The 21738-nt window shown below is 44.8% G+C and carries 15 protein-coding genes and 1 riboswitch; of the genes, 9 read left to right on the top strand and 6 right to left on the bottom strand.

Annotated features, from left to right (window positions below):
- The first annotated feature begins 58 nt into the window (after positions 1–58).
- The 7 genes from nusA (at position 59) to pnp (ending at position 8842) form a co-directional block, all read left to right on the top strand.
- Entirely contained in the window at positions 59–1552 is a 1494-nt protein-coding gene (nusA, locus tag DL796_RS05115; protein ID WP_110200577.1) for a transcription termination factor NusA, read from the top strand.
- 37 nt (positions 1553–1589) lie between these two features.
- Positions 1590–4235 carry a translation initiation factor IF-2 gene (infB, locus tag DL796_RS05120; protein ID WP_110200578.1) on the top strand — a complete coding sequence of 882 codons (2646 nt, stop codon included), beginning with the start codon at positions 1590–1592 and terminating at the stop codon, positions 4233–4235.
- 27 nt (positions 4236–4262) lie between these two features.
- On the top strand, positions 4263–4664 hold the full coding sequence (gene rbfA, locus DL796_RS05125; RefSeq protein WP_110200579.1) for a 30S ribosome-binding factor RbfA: 402 nt from the start codon (positions 4263–4265) through the stop codon (positions 4662–4664).
- 28 nt (positions 4665–4692) lie between these two features.
- Complete coding sequence (truB, locus tag DL796_RS05130) at positions 4693–5610, top strand: tRNA pseudouridine(55) synthase TruB (protein ID WP_110200580.1); 918 nt, start codon at positions 4693–4695, stop codon at positions 5608–5610.
- 7 nt (positions 5611–5617) lie between these two features.
- Positions 5618–6190 (top strand): alpha/beta hydrolase, encoded by a 573-nt coding sequence (locus tag DL796_RS05135; protein WP_110200581.1) that lies wholly within the window; start codon positions 5618–5620, stop codon positions 6188–6190.
- Positions 6191–6345: 155 nt separating this feature from the next.
- Positions 6346–6615: a 30S ribosomal protein S15 gene (gene rpsO / locus DL796_RS05140; RefSeq protein WP_110200582.1), complete on the top strand. Its 270-nt coding sequence runs from the start codon at positions 6346–6348 to the stop codon at positions 6613–6615.
- Positions 6616–6721: 106 nt separating this feature from the next.
- Positions 6722–8842 (top strand): polyribonucleotide nucleotidyltransferase, encoded by a 2121-nt coding sequence (gene pnp / locus DL796_RS05145; protein WP_146205069.1) that lies wholly within the window; start codon positions 6722–6724, stop codon positions 8840–8842.
- Positions 8843–9091: 249 nt separating this feature from the next.
- Here the strand turns inward: pnp and DL796_RS05150 are convergent, their stop codons facing one another.
- Positions 9092–9268 (bottom strand): hypothetical protein, encoded by a 177-nt coding sequence (locus DL796_RS05150; RefSeq protein ID WP_170114214.1) that lies wholly within the window; start codon positions 9266–9268, stop codon positions 9092–9094.
- A 562-nt stretch (positions 9269–9830) separates the two neighbouring features.
- Here DL796_RS05150 and DL796_RS05155 point away from each other — a divergent pair.
- Positions 9831–10349 (top strand): hypothetical protein, encoded by a 519-nt coding sequence (locus DL796_RS05155; RefSeq protein ID WP_110200584.1) that lies wholly within the window; start codon positions 9831–9833, stop codon positions 10347–10349.
- Between the two features lie 2 nt (positions 10350–10351).
- Entirely contained in the window at positions 10352–10744 is a 393-nt protein-coding gene (locus DL796_RS05160) for a hypothetical protein (RefSeq protein WP_110200585.1), read from the top strand.
- 30 nt (positions 10745–10774) lie between these two features.
- On the opposite strand, the gene DL796_RS05165 is transcribed toward DL796_RS05160, so the two are convergent.
- The 5 genes from DL796_RS05165 to DL796_RS05185 form a co-directional block, all read right to left on the bottom strand.
- Positions 10775–11854 carry an endonuclease/exonuclease/phosphatase family protein gene (locus DL796_RS05165; RefSeq protein WP_110200727.1) on the bottom strand — a complete coding sequence of 360 codons (1080 nt, stop codon included), beginning with the start codon at positions 11852–11854 and terminating at the stop codon, positions 10775–10777.
- A 149-nt stretch (positions 11855–12003) separates the two neighbouring features.
- Entirely contained in the window at positions 12004–15402 is a 3399-nt protein-coding gene (thrA, locus tag DL796_RS05170) for a bifunctional aspartate kinase/homoserine dehydrogenase I (RefSeq protein WP_110200586.1), read from the bottom strand.
- Between the two features lie 8 nt (positions 15403–15410).
- Complete coding sequence (locus tag DL796_RS05175) at positions 15411–16694, bottom strand: O-acetylhomoserine aminocarboxypropyltransferase/cysteine synthase family protein (RefSeq protein ID WP_110200587.1); 1284 nt, start codon at positions 16692–16694, stop codon at positions 15411–15413.
- A 109-nt stretch (positions 16695–16803) separates the two neighbouring features.
- Positions 16804–16917, bottom strand: a riboswitch (SAM riboswitch).
- Positions 16918–17196: 279 nt separating this feature from the next.
- A complete protein-coding gene (locus tag DL796_RS11820; RefSeq protein WP_110200588.1) occupies positions 17197–19107 on the bottom strand; it encodes a M20/M25/M40 family metallo-hydrolase in 1911 nt (636 codons plus the stop codon).
- A gap of 95 nt (positions 19108–19202) precedes the next feature.
- Positions 19203–21416 carry a M4 family metallopeptidase gene (locus tag DL796_RS05185; RefSeq protein ID WP_110200589.1) on the bottom strand — a complete coding sequence of 738 codons (2214 nt, stop codon included), beginning with the start codon at positions 21414–21416 and terminating at the stop codon, positions 19203–19205.
- Positions 21417–21738 lie beyond the last annotated feature (322 nt).

Consider the following 21738-nt stretch of genomic DNA (forward strand, 5'->3'; position numbering starts at 1 on the left):
GATTAGTCTCGGAAGGGTTAAGAAATAATAATCGCGAGTTTATTGAAGGTTGACACGTATGAGCAATAAAGAAATTTTGTTAGTGGTTGAGGCTGTTTCCAACGAAAAGGACGTCAAGCCAGAGGTTATTTTTGGTGCACTAGAAGCAGCTCTAGCGACAGCTACAAAGAAAAAGCGTGGTGTGGATATCGACGTGCGCGTTGACATCGATCGTGAAACTGGTGAGTACGATACTTATCGTCGCTGGACCGTAGTTGGCGATGAAGATGTGGAAGATCCGTTAACGGAAACCACTCTATCAGCGGCACAAGTCGAAGATCCAGAAGTGCAGGTTGGCGACTTTGTCGAAGAGCAGATCGAGTCGATTGAGTTCGGTCGAATTGCTGCGCAAACGGCGAAGCAAGTTATCGTACAAAAAGTACGTGAAGCTGAGCGTGCAAAAACAGTTGAAGCTTTCCGTGACCGTGTTGGCGAATTAGTCACAGGTGTCGTTAAGAAAATTACTCGTGATTACATTTTCCTAGACCTTGGAAATAACGCTGAAGCCGTAATTCAACGTGACGAAATGATGCCACGTGAAACTGTACGTGCTGGCGACCGTGTGCGTGGTTTGTTGTTTAACATTAACGACGAAAATCGCGGGCCACAATTATTCGTGAGCCGTACGCGTCCTGAAATGTTGGAAGAATTGTTCCGCATCGAAGTGCCTGAAATTGGCGAGCAAGTGATTGAAATTAAAGGCGCGGCTCGCGATCCTGGTTCGCGTGCAAAAGTTGCCGTTAAAACTAACGATAAGCGTATTGATCCTGTCGGTGCTTGTGTTGGTATGCGTGGTGCGCGTGTACAAGCAGTTACTGGTGAACTGAATGGCGAGCGAATTGATATCGTGTTGTACGACGACAACCCAGCTCAGTTTGTTATCAATGCAATGGCACCAGCAGAAGTGGTATCTATCGTTGTGGATGAAGATTCACGTAGCATGGATATCGCTGTTGATGAAGATCAATTGGCACAAGCTATTGGTCGAAATGGCCAAAACATCCGCCTAGCCAGTGAGTTGACGGGTTGGGAATTAAACGTGATGACTGAGGAAGAGTTCGCTAAAAAGAATCAGTCAGAAGAAGAATCTATCATCAAGCTATTCACTGATGAGCTTGGTGTTGATGAAGATCTGGCAGGAATTTTGGCGCAAGAAGGCTTCACAACCTTAGAAGAAGTTGCCTATGTTCCACATTCGGAAATGTTGGAAATTGAAGGCTTCGATGAAGATTTAATCGACGCGTTGAAATCACGAGCCAAGGATATTTTATTGACCAAAGCAATTGCGAGTGAAGAAAAGCTAGAAAAAAATGAGCCAGCGGAAGACTTATTAAATATGGACGGCATGGATCGTCACTTGGCTTTTGTTTTAGCAAGTCGCGGCGTTATTACTATGGAAGACTTGGCGGAACAGTCAGTAGATGATTTGACCGATATAGAAGAATTGAATGATGAGCGTGCTGCTCAATTAATTATGACCGCGCGTGCCCCTTGGTTTGAAGATCAGGAATAAGCCTAGGAGCAAGAATAGCATTAAGCGGGGAGACTAAATGTCAGATACAACAGTTAAACAATTTGCCGATACTCTTAAAACTTCAGTGGATAGACTACTGGAGCAGCTAGAGGCTGCCGGTACAAAAGTTAAAAGTGCAGATGACACCATTACTGAAGAGCAAAAAAAGTCGTTGTTGGCTTATTTGCAAAAATCTCATGGTGGTGATGAGGCTACAGGTCCTAAGAAAATTACTCTAAGCCGTACGAAAAAAAGTACTCTGAGCGTAACTTCATCTGAAGGCAAGAAGAAATCGGTACAGGTCGCTGTAAAGAAAAAGCGTACCTATGTGAAGCGCTCGAACGAAGAAATTCAAAGACTTGCTGAGGAAGAAGAAGCAAAAGCAAGAGAAGCTGAAGAAGCAAAGCGCAAAGCTGAAGAAGCAGAACGTAAAGCGAAAGAAGAAGCTGAAGCCGAAGCTAAACGAAAAGCTGAGGAAGCTGAGCGTAAAGCAAAAGAAGAAGCTGAGGCTAAGCGCAAAGAAGAAGAGAAACGTCAGGCAGAAGAAAAAAGTAAGCCAGCTGCATCAGAAAAAGCTGAGGATAAAGGTAAAGCGAAAAAAGATGCTAAGCCAAAAGCTGCTGATGATGTTAAGAAGAAGATTGAAAAACAGCTTGAAGAGAAGCAAGAAACCGAAGAAAAAGTGGTTAAAGCTGATCCAAGCAAACCTGCTAAGCCAATGTCGATTCGTGATTTCGAAGAAAAGACTGGTCCAGGTAAAAGCCGTCGTAAAAAGAAGAAAGGTAAAAAGAAATCTAGCGACGCAGATTTAGTTGCTAACGCTTTTGAAGATAAAAATAGGCGTGGTGGAAATCAAAAGAAAAAAGTATATCAGGCTCCAGACAATATGAAAAAACACGGTTTCAAAAAGCCAACGGACACTATCATCCACAATGTGGAAATTCCTGAAGCGATTACCGTGGGTGAGCTCGCTAAGGCTATGGCTGTTAAGGCGCCAGAGCTAATGAAAGCAATGATGAAAGTCGGCGTAATGGCTACGGTTAACCAGTCAATCGATCAAGAAACAGCAAGTCTGATCGTTGAAGAAATGGGCCATAAACCAGTCCTGATTAACGAAAACGCGATGGAAGAAGCGGCTCTTTCAGATGCCATGACCGATGAAGGTGATGGTAAACCAAGAGCGCCAGTAGTAACCATCATGGGACACGTTGACCACGGTAAAACGTCATTACTTGATTATATCCGTGCGAGTCACGTAGCGACTGGCGAAGCCGGTGGTATTACTCAGCACATTGGTGCATATCACGTAGAAACTGATCGCGGAATGGTTACCTTCCTCGATACACCGGGTCACGCAGCATTTACTTCGATGCGTGCGCGTGGTGCTGAAGTGACGGATATTGTTATTCTAATCGTTGCGGCGGATGATGGCGTAATGCCACAGACAGTCGAGGCGGTTCAGCACGCTAAAGCAGCGGGCGTTCCAATGATCGTTGCGGTTAACAAAATTGATAAGCCAGAAGCTGATCCGGATCGTGTTAAAAACGAACTATCTCAACATGATGTTATCCCTGAAGACTGGGGTGGCGATGTTCAGTTTGTACACGTTTCTGCGAAATCAGGTGAAGGTATTGATGATTTACTCGAGTCGATCTTATTGCAGGCAGAAGTTCTTGAACTAACTGCTGTTGACGAAGGTGCTGCTAAAGGCTTTGTTATTGAAGCACGTCTTGATAAGGGCCGTGGTGCGATTGCTTCTGTATTAGTACAGAAAGGTCAGTTAAACAAAGGCGACATTCTATTAGCAGGCCAGCATTATGGTCGTGTGCGCGCTTTACTTGACGAAAATGGTCAGGCAATTGATTCGGCAGGTCCTTCTATTCCAGTTGAGGTGCTAGGTTTATCCGGTGTGCCTGTAGCTGGTGATGAAGCTACTGTGGTTGCTGACGAAAGAACCGCACGTGAAATTGCCGAGCGCCGTGAAATTAAGCAGCGTGAAGAGTTCCAGGCTCGCCAACAAAAAGCTAAGCTTGAGAACATGTTTGCTAACATGGGTAGTAGCGATGAACTGCAACAGCTCAACGTTATTATTAAAGCAGACGTACAAGGTTCTGTAGAAGCATTGAGCAAGTCATTAACAGACTTTGCGACGGATGAAGTTGAAGTTAAAGTAATCTCTAGCGGTGTTGGTGGTATTAAGGAAACAGACGTTTCTTTAGCGGCAGCTTCGAACGCGATTATTATTGGTTTCAACGTTCGTGCTGATGCTACTGCACGTAAGATTGCTGAGCGTGATGCCGTGGAAATTCGTTACTACAGCGTAATTTACGAAGCGATTGAAGAAGTGAAAGCTGCTCTAAGTGGTATGCTATCACCAGAATCACGTCAAGAAATCATCGGTTTAGCTGAAGTTCGTGACGTCTTTAAGTCGCCAAAACTTGGTGCTATCGCAGGTTGTATGGTGACTGAGGGCGTGGTTAAACGTAATAACCCTATCCGCGTATTGCGTGATAACGTGGTGATTTATGAAGGCGAACTTGAGTCATTACGTCGTTTTAAAGATGACGTACAGGAAGTTCGTAAAGATATGGAATGTGGTATTGGTGTTAAAAACTACAACGATGTAAAGCCTGGTGATCAGATCGAGGTCTTTGAGATTGTTGAAGTTCAACGTAGCCTTTAATCCATCATTCGAATGACGAGAAACTAAATGTCACAAGCAAGAGCTAATCGAGTTGCCGATCAGATCCAGCGTGAGCTGGCTCTGGTCTTCCAGCGCGAAATGAAAGACCCCCGTTTGGGTTTAGCAACTGTATCTGCAGTTGAGGTCACCAGCGATCTTCAAAACGCTAAAGTGTTTGTTACCTTTTTGGGCAAAGACGAGCCAGAAGAGATCGAGGAAGCATTAGAAGTTGTGCGTGGTGCAGCAGGTTTTCTACGTTCACAACTAGCGAAAGAAATGCGTATGCGTAGTGTTCCTTCACTACGCTTCTTTTTCGATAAGTCGATCCAAGAAGGCCAGCGTATGTCGAGCCTGATTGAAAAAGCTGTATCCGAGGATCAGCAAAAATCGGCTAACAAGCAACAGTCTGATAAAGACGATCATTCCTAAGCGTTAACCGCTACCTTCGGAGTTACCCATGGCAAGACGACGTAAACGCGGTCGCGATATTACGGGTATATTGTTACTCGATAAACCCACCGATATGACCTCGAACAAAGCTTTGCAGCAGGCTAAGTTTTTGTATTTTGCACAAAAAGCGGGCCATACAGGTGCTTTAGATCCAATTGCGACGGGTGTTTTACCGATCTGTTTTGGTGAGGCAACAAAGTTTTCACATTTTCTTCTAAACGCAGATAAAAAGTATCGTGTTGTCGCTAAATTAGGGCAAAAGACGACAACTGCGGATAGAGAAGGTGAGGTTGTCGAAGAGAAGCCGGTTGATGTGAGCGAAGAGCAACTTGTCACGGTAGTGCAACAATTTAAAGGTACTATCAGCCAGGTTCCATCGATGTACTCGGCCTTAAAGAAAGATGGTGTGCCTCTTTACAAGTTGGCGCGTCAAGGCATCGAGGTGGAGCGTAAGGCACGCGAAGTGACCATTCACTCCATCGATATTTTACGTCTTGAGGGTGATGAATTTGAGCTTGATGTTCACTGCTCGAAGGGAACTTATATCAGAAATCTGGTCGAAGATATTGGAGATGAGCTGGGTTGCGGCGCGCACGTACAAGAATTACGTCGAACTGCGGTGAGTCATTTGCAACTGGAAGATTGCGTCACCATGACTCAGCTTGAGGCGATGAAACAGGCCGATGAAAAATTAGCTATGGATGAGCTGTTGATGCCACTGGAACAGGCGTTACACCATTTACCCATTGTCGAGCTGAACGATGATGAAACTTATTACATCTGCTTGGGGCAATCGCTACAGATTGGTGAACTGCCGGAAGAAGATGAGTTTATTCTTAAAGGTCCAAGAGGCTTTTTGGGAATAGGCTTTATTGACGATGATGGCAAAGTAGCCCCACGTCGATTAATAAAACAGAATAATTAGGAAAACTATGAACCCATCAATGAAGCCTTTAGTGATCTTTTCACACGGTAAAGTGTCAGGTCCAAAAGGAAATCGAATTCAGGCCTTATCCAAAGTATGCGAGGAGCAGGGCTTTGATGTGGAGTCTTTGGACTACCGCCGTTTACACACCAACGAACGTGTGACTAAGCTAAATAACTACCTGATGAATTTGTCACGTCCGTATATCCTAGTAGGAACCAGTATGGGCGGTTATGTCTCAGCGGTAGCTGGATTGAGCAATGACCCAATGGGCATTTTCTTAATTTCACCGGCGGTCTATATGGATGGTTATGCCGAAGCGGATCTAGAACGACTTGAGTGCCCTGTAACTGTGGTTCACGGTTGGCAAGACGACATTGTTCCTGTGGAAAATGTGATTCGCTTTGCACAAGCAGCAAAAGCAGACTTACACGTCTTCGATGGTGGCCACCGTTTACGTGAAAAACTGGATGAAACAGAGTCTTGTTTCGCGCAATTTTTGCGGAATTGTCGTAAGCAAAACCCGCATATTCGATTGCAAACACTGAGCAGTCATTACGGAACTAGTATTTCTGGGTAATAGCTCGTAAATAAAGGCCCTTCAGCGCTAATTAGACTTGCTGAAAAGGATTGGTTTAGGGTACAATCGCGCATTCATTGGGTTGGCTGAATTAGTGATTGGCTAACTCGTTAGTACACACCGAGTGAAATCACTCGTCATTGGAGATATAAAATATGTCACTAAGTGCAGAAAAGAAAGCTGAAATTGTTCAAGAACACGCTCGCGGAGAAGGCGATACGGGTTCACCAGAAGTGCAGGTTGCATTGCTATCAGCGCAAATCAACCACCTACAAGACCACTTCAAAGCGCATAAGCATGACCACCACTCGCGCCGTGGTTTGCTTCGCATGGTAAGTCAGCGTCGTAAATTGCTAGACTACTTGAAGCGTAAAGATCATAGCCGTTACTCAGACTTGATTAAAAAGCTGGGTCTACGTCGCTAAGAATTAAAGGGGCCTTGCAGGCCCCTTTTTTGTTTGCTTTCAGACGATGTGGGTTCTGATTGCAAGTGGGTAAATTAAGCCCAAGTAACTTAAATAGGAAAAAATTGTGGATTATACAAAAAAATCATTTCAATACGGTGGCCGTGAAGTCACTATCGAAACAGGTCGCGTTGCACGTCAGGCTTCTGGCGCAGTAATCGTAGATGTAGAAGGTACTACCGCATTCGTTACGGTTGTCGGTAAAAAAGAAGCGAAAGAAGGTCAAGACTTCTTCCCGCTAACCGTGAACTACCAAGAAAAAACATATGCCGCGGGTAAAATCCCGGGTGGTTTCTTGAAGCGTGAAGGCCGCCCCTCAGACGAAGAGACATTAACTGCTCGTTTGATTGACCGCCCGTTACGCCCATTATTCCCAAAAGGTTTCGTAAACGAAGTACAAGTTGTTATTACTGTCGTTTCTATCAACCCAGAGGTTGATCCAGCTGTACCAGCAATGCTTGGTGCATCAGCTGCTCTAGCTATTTCAGGCATTCCTTTTGGCGGCCCTATCGGTGCTGCGCGTGTTGGCTATATCGATGGTGAATACGCTTTAAATCCATCAACGACAGAAATGGCTAACTCAAAGTTAGATCTTATGGTTGCGGGTACTGATAAAGCAGTGTTAATGGTAGAGTCAGAAGCTGACGAACTACCAGAAAACGTCATGCTTGGCGCTGTCATGTACGGCCACCAAGAACTACAAGTCGCGATTCAAGCGATTAAAGAATTACAAGCTGAAGCGGGCAAGCCTGCGTGGGATTGGACGCCTCCAGCTAAAAACACGGCGCTTTATGACGCAGTTAAAGAAAAAATGTATGCAGCGATTGAAGATGCGTACCAGATTGCTGAAAAGTCAGAGCGTTATGAAAAAATTAGCGAACTATCAGCACAAACTGTTGAAGCTTTAGCGGGTGAAGAAGAAGGTCAACCTTCAGCTGACGAAGTTAAAGAAGTCTTCCATGACATTGAAAAAGAAGTGGTTCGTACTCGAATCGTTTCTGGTAAGCCTCGTATCGATGGCCGTGAACCTGATATGGTTCGTGCGCTAGATATCCGTACTGGCGTATTACCGCGTACTCACGGTTCTGCAATCTTTACTCGTGGTGAAACTCAGGCTCTAGTTGTTGCAACTTTAGGTACTGAGCGTGATGCACAGATTAAAGACAGCATTATGGGCGAAGGTAAAGACCACTTCATGATGCACTATAACTTCCCTCCGTACAGTGTGGGCGAGACAGGCTTCATGGGCTCTCCGAAGCGTCGTGAAATTGGTCACGGTCGTTTAGCTAAGCGTGGTGTTGCTGCGATGGTTCCAACCATTGCTGAATTCCCATACACATTACGTGTGGTTTCGGAAATTACTGAATCGAACGGCTCTAGCTCGATGGCTTCAGTTTGTGGTACATCTCTAGCGTTGATGGACGCTGGTGTTCCAATGAAAGCTCCAGTCGCTGGTATCGCTATGGGTCTTGTTAAAGAAGGCGACAAATCAGTTGTTCTTTCTGACATCTTAGGTGATGAAGATCACTTAGGCGATATGGACTTTAAAGTAGCGGGTACTGCAGAAGGTATTACTGCACTTCAAATGGACATCAAAATTGACGGTATTACTCAAGAAATTATGGAAAAAGCGCTACACCAAGCTAAGGGTGGCCGTTTACATATCTTGAGCGTCATGAACGAAGCACTAGCGAAGCCACGCGAAGATATCTCTGAGCACGCACCTCGCATCACAGCGATTAAGATTCCAGTCGACAAGATTTCAGAAGTTATCGGTAAAGGTGGTTCTACTATCCGTGCCCTAACTGAAGAAACTGGCGCAACAATCGAAATCGAAGATGACGGTACCGTTAAAGTTGCTTCTAGCGATTCAGAAGGCGCAGCTGAAGCGATTCGTCGTATCGAAATGATTACTATGGAAATTACGGCAGGCATGGAATTTGAAGGTAAAGTCGTTCGTCTTGCAGACTTCGGCGCATTCGTTCAAATCACTCCTGGAAAAGATGGTCTGGTTCATATTTCACAAATCGCTCACGAGCGTGTGAACAAAGTAACCGACTACTTGAAAGAAGGTGACATGGTTAAAGTTAAAGTACTAGAAGTCGATCGCCAAGGTCGTATTCGTCTAAGTATGAAAGCTTTGATTGACCCACCAGCGCAAGAACAAGCGCCAGCTGGTCAAGAGTAATCATTTACTCGTTATAATAAAAAGGGAGCTTCGGCTCCCTTTTTTAATACGTTGCACCGCAACTGGGACACTTATACTTGGCTAAATCCTGAAAGTCTTCTGGAATTCCGGAAAGTCGTACTTTGCTTTTTTTGGTGTCGTAACAACCTGAACAAAAAGGCCCATCTCCAGTAGGGGAGTAATATGCGTTGCTCTCAAGATTAAAACTTAACTCTGATTCTTTATCACCTTGCGTATGTTTTAGTCGATCTAATTCTCGTTTAGTTCAGAGTTTTCAATAATTAAATCGCTCATACTAGACTTTACTTCAGCAAGCTCTAACTTAAGGTCAGATAGATGATTGGAAAGGTCTGCGTCTTGTATCTTCTTATTAATTTCTAAAAGCTTTTTGGTTAATTGAATAGACTTTTCTACAGTTTGTATCATATTATTCCTCCAATTCCTTTCTGAGTAATCTTATGTTCATTTTCTTTGCTTGTCCAAAGAAAACGAACCAAAAGAAAAGACACCCCAAGTCGCTCGGCCTTCGGCTACCCTCGTTTCTCGAGATTATTGGCGCATTTGAAACTCGCGTTGCTCAAACACTCAAATGCTTAGATCCAATAATCTCTGTGAGACTCGGCAAGCTTTAAGGGGTACTGGAGTTTGCCTGCTTGTGCTCTGTGTACCCATAAAGCTAGCTGAGAGAGGTAAAGTTATAGAGTAAATTGATAAGTGACCGCAGGGAATCCCCTTGGGGAAACAGGCCAATTTAGAAAAGACAAAACAGGATGTTTTGTTTTGCGGCGCGTGATTAACTTTAACGAAAGAAGGGAGTGCGACAGCGACTAGCGTCAGGGGCCACTTTCTTTGGTTCGCTTTTTTGTTGTAGTAAACGACTATAGGAGTCTCTTTAGAGGGGAATGAACAAATAAAACATGGTCATTGGACAAGCAAAGAAAATGAACATATAACATAAATAGGGTATGGATAAAAAATGAGGGGCTTTATGAAATACTTAACAATATTGGTACTTATTCTGCTAACTTCAATCGCTTATTCCGCTGAAGAGTCGATACAGACTCCACCCTGTTCTGGTGAGGAATATAATCAGTTCGATTTCTGGGTTGGTGAGTGGGAAGTGTTTAACCCCGAAGGACAGAAAGTTGGTGAGAACAAGGTTGAGAAGATTCTAGGCGGTTGTAGCGTACAAGAAAATTGGGTTGGTGAGAGCGGTAATATTGGGCATAGTTTTAATATCTATGATCGTACCACCGCATCTTGGCATCAAACGTGGGTCGATAATAGCGGGACTTTGCTAAAGCTCAATGGTGCACTAAGTCATCGCTCAATGATTTTACAAGGTGTCACTAAGGGGCCTAAAGGGCCAGTTTTGAATCAAATCACCTGGACGCCAAAAGAAGACGGTACGGTCAAACAATTGTGGGAAGTTTCAGTAAATAAAGGCGGAACTTGGGTAACCGTGTTTGATGGTACCTATAAAAAGAAACAGATTGAGGGAGAGTAATTGTGGCTAAAAATATCTTAGCGGTCATTATCGGTGTTATTGTGGGCGGACTCGTGATTTACGGCATTGAGTCCATCAATATGGTGCGATTTCCGTGGCCAGAGAATTTAAGCATGGAGGACAAAGAGGCTTTCGCTGAGTATGTGGTTTCATTGCCAGTGGATGCTTTATTGACCGTGATAATAGCTCATGCCTTGGGCTCGTTAGTCGCAGGTTTTGTCTGTGGCAATATTACCCCGAATAAGCAAATAACTTTGGGGCTTATTTGTGGTGTGGTATTTCTACTGGGCGGAATCATGAATCTAGTTATGATCCCGCACCCATTATGGTTTATGGTCGCTGACCTTTTAGTCTTTTTACCTTTTGCTTGGCTAGGTGCTAGGTTAGCAAAGTAACCCTTGAAGCTACTTCTGAGTTATGTCGGATTATGAACGCTGGTGCTGGCTGGTAGCGTTTTTATTCGACATAATCTCTTCTGCTAGCTGGTCATCGCCATCTTCTTTGTCCACCCCAGATTGTTGCGGGGCTTTTGCTGGCTCTAAACTGAGTTGCGTATAGAGTGCAAAATGGTCAGAGCCATAAGCTGGTAAACGTGTGATTGTATCTAGCGTAAAGTGTTCACTATGGAATAGATGGTCGAGCGGCCAGCGCATAAACCAATAATTAGCATGGAAGGTGTTAAACATACCACGACCAATACGAGGGTCGAGTAAGCCGCTAATTTTTCGGAACAAGCGTGTTGTACGTGACCAAGCGACATCGTTCATATCGCCAGTCACAATAATCGGCTGGGACTTATCTTTACTTTTTTCAATATTCTTCGCCACCATCACTAATTCTGCATCACGCTCGGCAGACTCTTCGTTTTCGGTTGGGCTTGGCGGTGCTGGGTGTAGGAAATGGAGTCGTATACTTTGCCCATTGTCGAGCAGGGCTTGGGCGTGAATAGAAGGCACATCTTCTTCTATGAGATATTGAATCTCAGCATTTTCCAGCGGTAGTTTTGAATAAACGTGCATGCCATAAAGGTTCTCAAGGGGGCACTTAACGGTGTGTGGGTAGTGCTCTTCAAGTTGATCGAGATGAGACTGCCACCATTGATTCGTTTCCAAAGTGACCAGAATATCAGGGTTATAGCGGCGTACTAACTGCAACAGTTGGCGTGCATTACGGTTAGTCATCAGCACATTAGCAGTAACGATACTGATTGTGTTTTTTTGCTGGTTAGTTGATTTCTGAACTTCGGGTTTAACTAGCTTTGTATAGGGTAAAATCCACCAACCTTGGTAACACAAGCAAAAGAATGTCGGCACAATAAGGAGCCAGCTTTGTGTCTGTGTTAACGGCAAGAAGAACAGTTGAAGTAGCAGTAAAATAGCAGACAATATTCCAAGCTGTAGGCGTGGGAAATCAAAACCTCGTACCCACCATTTCTCTATTCGAGAAATTGGAAGCAGAGTCATAATCGCAATGAGGCAAGTGCTAATAACGATAATGGTAAACATAAAAAGCATGAACCTTAAGCTTGGTGACTTGAATGATTTAATGCTACTGGAAATAGGCAAGATTTTCTGCCAAAAGTTTTAAAGTTCGATAAAAAAGCACACTTCCTTGTGTGCAATTGTCCGATCAAGTCGCTCTGCCTGTCAATTCTCTAGCTGCGCTGAGAAGCAATTCGTAAAATATCACCAAGGACACCACGGGCCGTGACCTGAGCTCCGGCGCCAGCGCCTTGAATAATGACTGGGTGTGCGCCGTAGGATTCAGTGTAGATTTCAAATAATGAGTCGCTACCCTGAACACGGCCTAGCGGACCGCTACTATCCACGGCTTCAAGCGAAACGGTTAAGCGGGTGCTCTCAGTGTGCATCAAGTTACCACTTAACTCACCAACATAACGCAAAACTTGTCCAGGGGTTAAGTTGGATTTCTTGGCAGCAAAAATATCATCTAACTTACTAAGGTTTTGTCTAAACTCAGCTAAACTTATTTCGCTTAAGCTATCTGGCACTAGATTCTCAATCGTAACATCCTTCATTGAGACCGCTAAGTCCAACTCCCGAGCTAGAATTAATAGCTTACGCGCCACATCCAGTCCACTTAAATCCGATCGCGGATCAGGTTCAGTAAACCCCTGTTTAACGGCAGCATTAACAACGTCACTAAAAGCCAAATCTTCGGAACTAAAGCGGTTGAATATGTAGCTCAGGGAGCCTGAAAAAATTCCACGTATTGCAGTAATATTCTCTCCCGACTGATGTAACGTTCTAATGGTATCGATAAGTGGCAGACCTGCACCAACGTTGGTCTCATAGAGGTAACGTTTTTGGTGGTGTTTTAATAGTTGATGTAGTCGTTGGTAATACCCATAGTCGAGTGTGTTGGCAACTTTATTGGACGAAACCAGATCATAGCCAGCTGTGATTAGCTTAGCGTATTGACTACAAAGAGCTTCGCTAGCTGTATTATCGACAGCGATGACATTTTCTAAATGGTGGCGTTCGACATAATCAATAATGGTTTGGACATTTGACGCTTGGTCACTTTTGTTGATACGAGATAGCCAATCAGAGCCAAGCCCGTTTTTATCCAGAAGCAGTTGTCTGGAGTTTGCTATGCCAATAATTTTTAGTTCAATATTTTTTGTTTCCCGAATTGACGCTTGTGCCGATAAAATCTGTTCAATCAAAGCACTGCCAACTACACCATGACCAAAAAGCACTAGGTGCACCCGCTTGATGGCACCAAATATTGCACTATGAATAACATTAACCGCTTTAATCAGCTCACTTTTTTGGACCACTAAGCTCACACTATTACCGCTTACCGCATTGCTCATTACGAGGGGCGTTATTCGATTATTAACTAAGGCTGTCAGAGGGCGACTAAAGTCGGTTAATGATAAACCGACAGCGGTGATGACGGAAACCTGTTCGTCAACACGAATATCACTGACATCACGGCGCTTAATATCCTCCTTAAACTCATCGCGTAAAACTCGCAAAGCCAACTGGGCATCTTCATTACTGACCACTAAGCCGATACCACGCTCAGCACCGCTTTGTGAAATAATGTTGACACTAATATCATGACGCGAAAGGGTATTAAATATCCGACTATCAATCCCTACTCGTCCCAATAAGCCCCGTCCAGTTAAAGTAAGCAATGCGCGATGCGGATCAGCGCTAATACATTTTATCCCCGTTCGATCGCTATCAGCTGATATTAGAGTTCCGGGTTCATCAGGCTTAAAGGTATTGAGTAGTCGCAATGGAATATTCTTTTCTAGTAAAGGCAACATGGTTTTAGCATGTAGCACCGAAGTTCCCAGTTGTGCTAGTTCGTTAGCCTCGGCAAAACTTAGCTGCTCTATTTTGGTTGCGCGGTCTACCCACTCAGGATTGGCGGTATAAATGCCGTCTACGTGAGTGTAATTTTCGACTTCATCAGCGTCTAAAAAGTTTGCTAATAAAGCCGCGCTATAATTACTACCATTTAACCCTAATGTGGTTGTCTCCCCTTGTTCGGTCGAAGCGACAAAGCCTGCAGCGAGTATAACGTTATGGCTTTTCAGATGCTCGATAGCCTGGCGTACAGCTACTTGCGACAGATCTGTTAAAGGTGTGGCGCGGTTGAAATTGTTATCACTTTTAAGCAATGAATGGGTATCGAGCAGTCCGGCGCTGATTCCTCGGGAACTTAGGCCAGCGGCAACCGCTTTGACTGACATCAGCTCGCCTTGAGCGAGGATCTTATCTAAAGTTTTTTTGCTGTAATCGCCAATCATGGCAATACCTTTAAGCAGTCGACTGATTAAGTTGATATTGTCTTGCCAGTCGATAAGCAATCCTGGTGGCGTTTGATCCTTGATAAGTTGTTCTAAGTCATCGGTATAGTCTTCACCCGAAGCCGCCTTGAGTACCAGCTTATGTAATCGCTGTGTGGTATCCGCTCGCGCTGATACCACAACAACGATATTTTCTAAGTCGGCTTTACGACTTTCAATAATATCTAAAACTCTAGAAAAACCTCCATTATCATCAGCCAAAGAGCGCCCACCAAACTTCAACACGCGACAAGCTTTAAACCTATTATTGGGTGTTAAAATTGAACCGATAATCAGTGCTGTTTGTTGCTTCTCCATAAGGAAAGCATCGTGCCCATGGGGTGATGTGATTTCATGGTAGTCGACCTGACCTGTTGGTAAATGCTGCTTTAAAAAAGATAACAAGTTTTTAGTATCTGCCGCAGGATAAAATAAATCAGAATCTATCGCGACCAGATGAATCTGTGCCTTAATTTGTGCTACTAGCTTGGGGCTACTTCTAACTCCAGCATCGACTGTTTTTAAAAGCTGATTCATTAACTGATACGATGATAAAGAGAACCGCTTGCTTAAGCTGTCACCATGGTGATTAAGCCAACTTTCAACCTGAAACAGCGATTGGTCCTGCTGTTTTTTACGTTGAAAGCGTTGGCTGAACGATGAAGGCGTTCGGTAACACATCATGGCGTGTTTTCGAGCATCAGGCACTGGCTGCTTTGAGTTTAGTAAAATTTGTTCCTGCAAATGGCAGTTTGCAATTAGCCAGTCGGATGAAACGCAATCCGTCGCTACAGGAATAAAGTGGCGGCACAGTTTCGATGCTTGGGCTAACATTTCCCAAGCGATCCCTCCGCCTAAAGAGGCTCCAATCAAAGCATGGAGCTTATGAATTTTTAAACTCGACAGTGCTGACAGTAAAATACGGGCCATGTCTTTCGCCACAAAGTCATGGTAGTTTTTTATGACAAAGTCATTGCTACCATTGCCGGGCAAATCGAAGGCTAATACCGTAAAGTGGTTCGTATCAATAACTTTATCGGGGCCTACTAAGTCCCGCCACCATCCAGCCTCTCCGCTAACCTGAGAGTTACCAGTCAGGGCATGATTAATACAAATAATCGGTGCCTGATGTAACTCGGGGCCAAATAGTCGATAACTTATTGGTATTCGCTGATAGCTTGCGCCTGATAAGGTCGTAAAATTATCGAGAATGATTGTTCTACTCATTACCAGCCTCACTGTGCTATTTCAGCAAAAGCCTGCTGTAAGTCAGATTTCAAATCTTCTAATGCTTCTAAGCCCACTGACAGTCGAATAAGATCGGGGCTGACACCAGCAGCTTCTTGATCTTGTTTGCTCAGTTGCTGATGGGTCGTACTCGCGGGGTGAATGATCAAAGATTTGGTATCGCCGATATTCGCTAGAAGGGAGAAAATCTTGGTTTTGTTGACGACTGTTTTTGCTGCTTCAAAACCTGCTTTTAAACCAAATGTAAGAACACCGCTTTGCCCCTTGGGCAGGTATTTTTGCGCTAGCTCGTGGTACGGACTCTCCGGCAAACCAGGGTAGTTAACCCATGCCACTTGTGGCTGTTCTTGTAACCATTGCGCTAACTGTAAGGCATTGTCACTGTGCTGCTTAATTCGTAAGGATAAAGTTTCTAAGCCTTGCAAAGTGGCAAAAGCATTAAACGGACTTAATGCCGCTCCTAAGTCGCGTAAACCTTCTATTCGTAAACGTGCCACATACGCCAAATTGCCCAAAGCTTCGTGATAAATCAGACCGTGGTAACCTGGCGCAGGATTAGTAAATTCTGGAAACTTACCATTAGCCCAATCGAATCGACCGGCGTCAATAATCACCCCGCCCATGCCAGTACCGTTGCCAGTAATGTACTTAGTCAACGAATGGATGACGATATCAGCACCATGGTCAATCGGTTTGAGTAATGCCGGCGTGGCGATAGTGTTATCAACGATCAAAGGAATGCCGTGTTTATGACTAACGTTGGCAATCGCGTTTATATCCAGAACATCCAGCTTAGGATTACCTAAAGATTCAATAAATACAGCACGGGTATTTTCACGAATAGCCGCATTCACAGCATCAGGGTTGTCGGCGTTAACAAATGTAGTGGTAATGCCAAATCTCGGTAGGGTGACATTTAATAGATTGAAGGTACCACCATATAGACTTCCCGAAGCAACGATATGATCACCGGCTTTAAGTAGTGTCAGTAAAGCAGTGCTAATAGCTGCCGTACCAGATGCCGTAACTACTGCGCCGACACCGCCTTCTAAGGCCGCCAGTCGTTGCTCAAGAATATCGTTGGTAGGATTATTTAAGCGGGTATAAATAAAACCGGGCTGAGACAAATTGAATAAGTTAGCAGCATGATCTGCATCTTTAAAGACGTAGCTAGAAGTGAGGTAAATAGGGACTGCGCGGGTGTCGCCGTGTTGTGTAACATCATGGCCCGAGTGAAGGGCTTGGGTTTCTTGCTGGTTTGACTGTGTCATTTTTCATACCTTTACAATATCAATAAAAGTCCACATAACGCATCGCGTTATGACGAATGAAAAATGTTAAAAAGAAATTCTGAACAACCACAGAACAGTGGTTTTATCTCAGTTATCTATCTTCATTGTCATAAGACAAGAAGTAGAACGTAGCACCTTCTTTACAAGGAAAGGGTTGCTAAGGCGTCATAGGGTCTAGTCCCTCGGCCTTTCTTGATAACATTTTTTGAGTGAGTTCAACATGGAGTACATTGAACCATCAAACGCATGATACACAGGATTGGAACAAAAACTCAAGCTCTTTTAATTTGACTGGTAATAGTTATGGCGAGCTATGAGCTTGCACGATAATTTTGGAGTCAAATGAAAGGTGAGAAGGGGAGTGAGAAGGTATCTGAGAGAAAGTGCTAAGCAAGACTGATGTGAAAGTCGGCACTAATATTGCGGCATTAAAATGCACACATCCTTGTGTGCACTACCGTGGAACTAGGAACAGTTTAAATTATTGTGGTGTTGCTTGGATGGTGAGAGTGACGCCTGAAGTGGCGCTGTATCCGCGCAAACCGATGTACCATGTGCCTGATTGTGGCGCATTGATGGTGCAACTTTCTTCGTTACCCCATTTGTAAGGGCGGCAGTCATAGCTTGATGTTGAAGGCTGTGAGCCGTGACGAAGATACAAGTCGGCGTCGCCTGAGCCGCCCGAAATAGTAACGGTTAGCAAGCTGTAGTCGCCGTCGAGCTCTTGGGAGTAGCGAGCCCAAGCATTTTTTTCAACAGAGACGTTGCTGTAAGTTTCGTCGATTGGAGGTGTGCCAGGACCAGTGTTGTCTTCGAAGCTACCGGTCAGTGTGACACCTGAAAAGCTAGTGTAAGCTTTTAGGCGAACAAAGTAGGTTCCTTCACCACTACCTGAGCAACTTTCATTGTTACCGTTTCTGTAAGGGCGGCAATCGTAAGTCGAGTCCGTTGGTGCTGCGCCTTTGAGAACGTATAAGTCAGCGTCACCGGAGCCACCACTGATAGCAAAATTGATGTTGCTCGCACCAGCAGGAACTTCCATGGTGTAAAGGATATCGTTGCCAGTGGTAGCGGATAAATCCGTTACGGGAACGCCATTCTTTATGACTTTGTCGCCAGGTGGCGGCGGTGGTGGGGTGTCACCATCGACGGTGCCTTTCGCTAACTCCGCTAAAAAAGCTACAGACAGCTTCGCAAAATTTACCGAGTGGTTCGCGTTAAAGTGGTCGTCATTTACGGTGTGGATATCGCCATTGGTGCTACCCATGTGAGACTCAAATGGCATCGAAGCGGCAAAACCCTGGTTATGCCAAGAAGCATGATCGGAACAACCGTAACCACATCGGTCGTAGCCGTAGCTAATCGATGGCAAGTATGTATCGGCCAGATCGGCGAGAAACTGATTTTGCTCTTGATTGGTATAATCCGTAATAAATACAATGTCTTGTGAGCTGCCTTTATAACCGGACATATCGAACTGGACGACTCCCAGTACATTGGTGTTATTGTTTTTATGCTCAGCGGCAATTTCTTGCGAGCCTCGAAGACCAACTTCTTCAGCCGCGTAACCCATAATTTTAACCGTTCGCTCAGGCTTAAAACCCGACTCGACGATGGCTTCTAGTGATTCAGTTAATACGGCAATGCCTGAAGCATTGTCATCGGCGCCTGGTGCTCTGCCAGAGCGGTTGTAGGAGTTAATAGAGTCGAGGTGACCACCAATAATAACGATTTCATCGGGGTAAGTTGTGCCCGTAATGGTGGCGATTACCGATGGCTGATTCCAACTATTGTGTCCATACAGTTTTACATCGATATCACTTCGATCTGCGGCTATGGATTGCCAATGATTTTTAATCCAATTGGCGGAGTCGACACCGGTTGACGAAGTGTAATAGCGGTTGTAATAGCTCGTCAGGCTGTTAACCGTAGCGATTAGATCGGCGCTACTGACTTTGGAGATTAAGGCATTCACCGCCTGCGGATTGTCGATGCTGTAGTTAACCGAGGCAAAGTTTTGGGTTTGATGAATATTGTGTGCGTGCTCTTGCGCTTGCTGCTGAGTACTGTGGTAGAAAAAGCCGCCACAACGCTTATGTTCATCATGCATGAGCTGGCTTAGCTCAATGACTTTAGACTCTGGGATTTGGGCTATAGCGACTGGGTTAGCACTATTTTTGCCGACAATTCCCGATAGCGTCATGGGGATGTCTGTTTGAAATTTATTTTGTACGGTTTCAGCGGCATCAGCGCCAAGCGTGATCCATACTGTTTGTTCGGATTGGGATGGATTTTGGTCTGAAGTTGAGTCTGTTTTTGCTGTCGCCGTACTTGTTAAAGACAAAGAGGTGGCGGCCACAGACATTAAAAATATGGTGGTTAGATGCTTCATAGTGAGCTACCTATTCTGTGATTAAAATGTAAATATTGCTCGAAGGATGTTTATAGAAAGAGGGGCGGGAAGCCCCTCTAAAGTTGGTAACCGGGTTACTGAGGAGTTGCTGTGATGTTTAGAGTGACACCAGAAGCAGCGTTATAACCACGTAAACCTATGTGCCATGTGCCCGACTGTGGCGCGTTGATGGTACAAGTTTCTTCGTTGCCCCATCTGTACGGACGACAATCGTAGCTTGAGGTTGTTGGTTGTGAGCCGTGACGAACGTATAAGTCAGCATCACCAGAACCACCAGTGATTGTGACGGTTAGTGAGCTATAGTCACCGTTTAGGTCTTGCGTATAGCGTGTCCAAGCACCTTGTGGGACGGAAACGTTGCTGTAAGTTTCGTCGATTGGCGGTGTGCCAGGGCCTGTGTTGTCGTCGAAGCTACCAGTTAGCGTAACGCCAGAGAAGCTTGAGTAGGCTTTTACGCGCACATAATAAGTGCCTTCGCCACTGCCTGAGCAGCTTTCGTTGTTACCGTTGCGGTATGGGCGGCAATCGTAAGTCGAGTCAGTTGGCGCGGCGCCTTTACGAACGTATAAGTCGGCATCGCCTGAACCGCCAGTGATGGCAAAGCTAATGTTAGTTGCACCAGCAGGTACTTCCATGGTGTAAAGAATATCGTTACCAGTGGTGGCTGAAAGGTTTGTTTCCGGCTCACCGTTTTTCAGAACATTATCGCCAGGAGGTGGTGGAGTTGTACCGCCACAATCACGACCAGGGCTAACGCTACTGCTAATACCTACGGCTTGTAGCGTGGCGTTTACGTCATCAACGCTGTAACCTAAATCACAAGCTGAATCTAAAACACCGTCGCCAGCATCATCCCAGTTTGTGCGTGAGGTCCAGTAGTTTTGGTTGGCGCGGGTGTAGACTTCAAAAGCTTTTTTCGTATCCCAGCCACTGGTCGTTGCGAGTAAATAGAAAGCTTTGTTATAAACACCTGAGCTGTGGTGAACGTCCATACCTGAAGTAAAGTTGCTTTGGTGATCAATCGATCTACCATCTTGTGGCGGATTGTTCATGTAGCGTAAGGCACCGTTACTTTTGAAAATTTGCTCACCAACTAAGAAGTCGTTAGTGCCATGCATATAAAATTCAGCAGCTTCACCGGCCATATCTGAAAAGGCTTCGTTCAAACCACCAGACTTATTGCTGTACACCAAACCTGAGTTTTGTTCAGTGAAACCGTGGCTGACTTCGTGCGCCATAACGTCTAGTGACACTAGTGGATAGAAAGTGCTAGCGCCATCGCCGAAGGTCATTTGCTGGCCATCCCAGAAGGCATTCTCATAGTTGTTGCCATAATGAACACGAACACGTAGTTTTTGTGTTAGTGGTGCTGAATTGAACCAGTCGTTGTACATATTAAAAACAACGCCACCAAAGAAATGACCATCGTTTAATGGCGAGTATGCGCCGTTAATTTCTTTCACAGTATTGTCAGGACAAGTGAAGCTGTGGATGTTGCCACCGTACTGCGAATTATTCATATTGATAGTGTCGACATTGCTGTTACTCATGCGACAAGTATTGCCAGACTGTGCCACATTCATCGGATCAAAGTCCGTACCGTAAAAGTATTTGCCCGTCTTTTGGTTACCGCCTGGACCTGTGCCGTTAGCCGTTTGCAGATTCTCATAAGAATGCAGCACATCGCCGGTCTTTGCATCAACAAACATTTGTGGGCGAGAAGGTTCGTCGCCGTGTGCAACGTAGCTTACAGAGTAAACCAATTTCGCTGCGCCATCGTTGTCTTGCCAAATAACGAGATCAGACTTTTCATTCTCATAGTGTGAAACAGGGCGGCTTGTTTTGCCTTGTGCGTTAAAGGCTTGTGTATTTTTAGCGATCGATAATGCTTCAGCAGAAGTAATGCTTGGCTTGACACTTGGGACGTCTTGCTCGATGGCTTGAAGCACCGCGCCATGGGCAAAACTGAATTGACCAGAAGCTTTGCGCGTAATAATGACGTCATCGCCGATAACCGGAATACCTTTATAAAACTGCTGATAGCGCTTGGTTACGGTGCCGTTATCGTTGTGGTAGCTTTTGCGAACCTGTAAAGCGTCGCTATTGCCTTGTAGACCAACAAGCTGTTTCGCGTTCATCGAAACAGAGCCCGGTAGAGCTTGCTGCTCAGCGATAAGATTGTTGATAACAGGATTGTCTCGTAGCGATTGGCGTTCAGCCGCATGGCCGACGACGGTTAACATGCTAAGCGACAAAGCGCTAAGCATGAACTTTGAACTTCTGTTCATAGATATCTCCTTCTCATTAGTGAGTCGATAGTTGTTCTGATTATTGATGCTGAAGCATCTAATCGATGGCAGCGCTTAGCACAAACTCATCGATTAGATGTACCCCCTTCAGCCCTTGTGTTTTAAATCGAATAAAATTTATTAATAACACGGCACCCAAACTAGCAACCTCAAAGATGCTGTTCAATTGTAAAACTGTATCGTTTTGTAGAGTTATGTACCTTTGTGAACTGGCAGGGTTTTGCTGTGTGAGGGAGTACTTTTTTTTATGTGACCTAGAGCCAAATTAATGCAAGTGTGGCTTGCTCGACTCATATTTGAC

This window comes from Kangiella spongicola (genome assembly GCF_003194565.2).
GTDB lineage: Bacteria > Pseudomonadota > Gammaproteobacteria > Enterobacterales > Kangiellaceae > Kangiella > Kangiella spongicola.

What these genes read in the sequence shown, in the direction of transcription:
- nusA (WP_110200577.1), top strand. Translation starts at nt 59, where the DNA reads ATGAGCAATAAAGAAATTTTGTTAGTGGTTGAGGCTGTTTCCAACGAA.
- infB (WP_110200578.1), top strand. Translation starts at nt 1,590, where the DNA reads ATGTCAGATACAACAGTTAAACAATTTGCCGATACTCTTAAAACTTCA.
- rbfA (WP_110200579.1), top strand. Translation starts at nt 4,263, where the DNA reads ATGTCACAAGCAAGAGCTAATCGAGTTGCCGATCAGATCCAGCGTGAG.
- truB (WP_110200580.1), top strand. Translation starts at nt 4,693, where the DNA reads ATGGCAAGACGACGTAAACGCGGTCGCGATATTACGGGTATATTGTTA.
- DL796_RS05135 (WP_110200581.1), top strand. Translation starts at nt 5,618, where the DNA reads ATGAACCCATCAATGAAGCCTTTAGTGATCTTTTCACACGGTAAAGTG.
- rpsO (WP_110200582.1), top strand. Translation starts at nt 6,346, where the DNA reads ATGTCACTAAGTGCAGAAAAGAAAGCTGAAATTGTTCAAGAACACGCT.
- DL796_RS05150 (WP_170114214.1), bottom strand. Translation starts at nt 9,268, where the DNA reads ATGATACAAACTGTAGAAAAGTCTATTCAATTAACCAAAAAGCTTTTA.
- DL796_RS05155 (WP_110200584.1), top strand. Translation starts at nt 9,831, where the DNA reads ATGAAATACTTAACAATATTGGTACTTATTCTGCTAACTTCAATCGCT.
- DL796_RS05165 (WP_110200727.1), bottom strand. Translation starts at nt 11,854, where the DNA reads ATGTTTACCATTATCGTTATTAGCACTTGCCTCATTGCGATTATGACT.
- thrA (WP_110200586.1), bottom strand. Translation starts at nt 15,402, where the DNA reads ATGAGTAGAACAATCATTCTCGATAATTTTACGACCTTATCAGGCGCA.
- DL796_RS05175 (WP_110200587.1), bottom strand. Translation starts at nt 16,694, where the DNA reads ATGACACAGTCAAACCAGCAAGAAACCCAAGCCCTTCACTCGGGCCAT.
- DL796_RS11820 (WP_110200588.1), bottom strand. Translation starts at nt 19,107, where the DNA reads ATGAAGCATCTAACCACCATATTTTTAATGTCTGTGGCCGCCACCTCT.
- DL796_RS05185 (WP_110200589.1), bottom strand. Translation starts at nt 21,416, where the DNA reads ATGAACAGAAGTTCAAAGTTCATGCTTAGCGCTTTGTCGCTTAGCATG.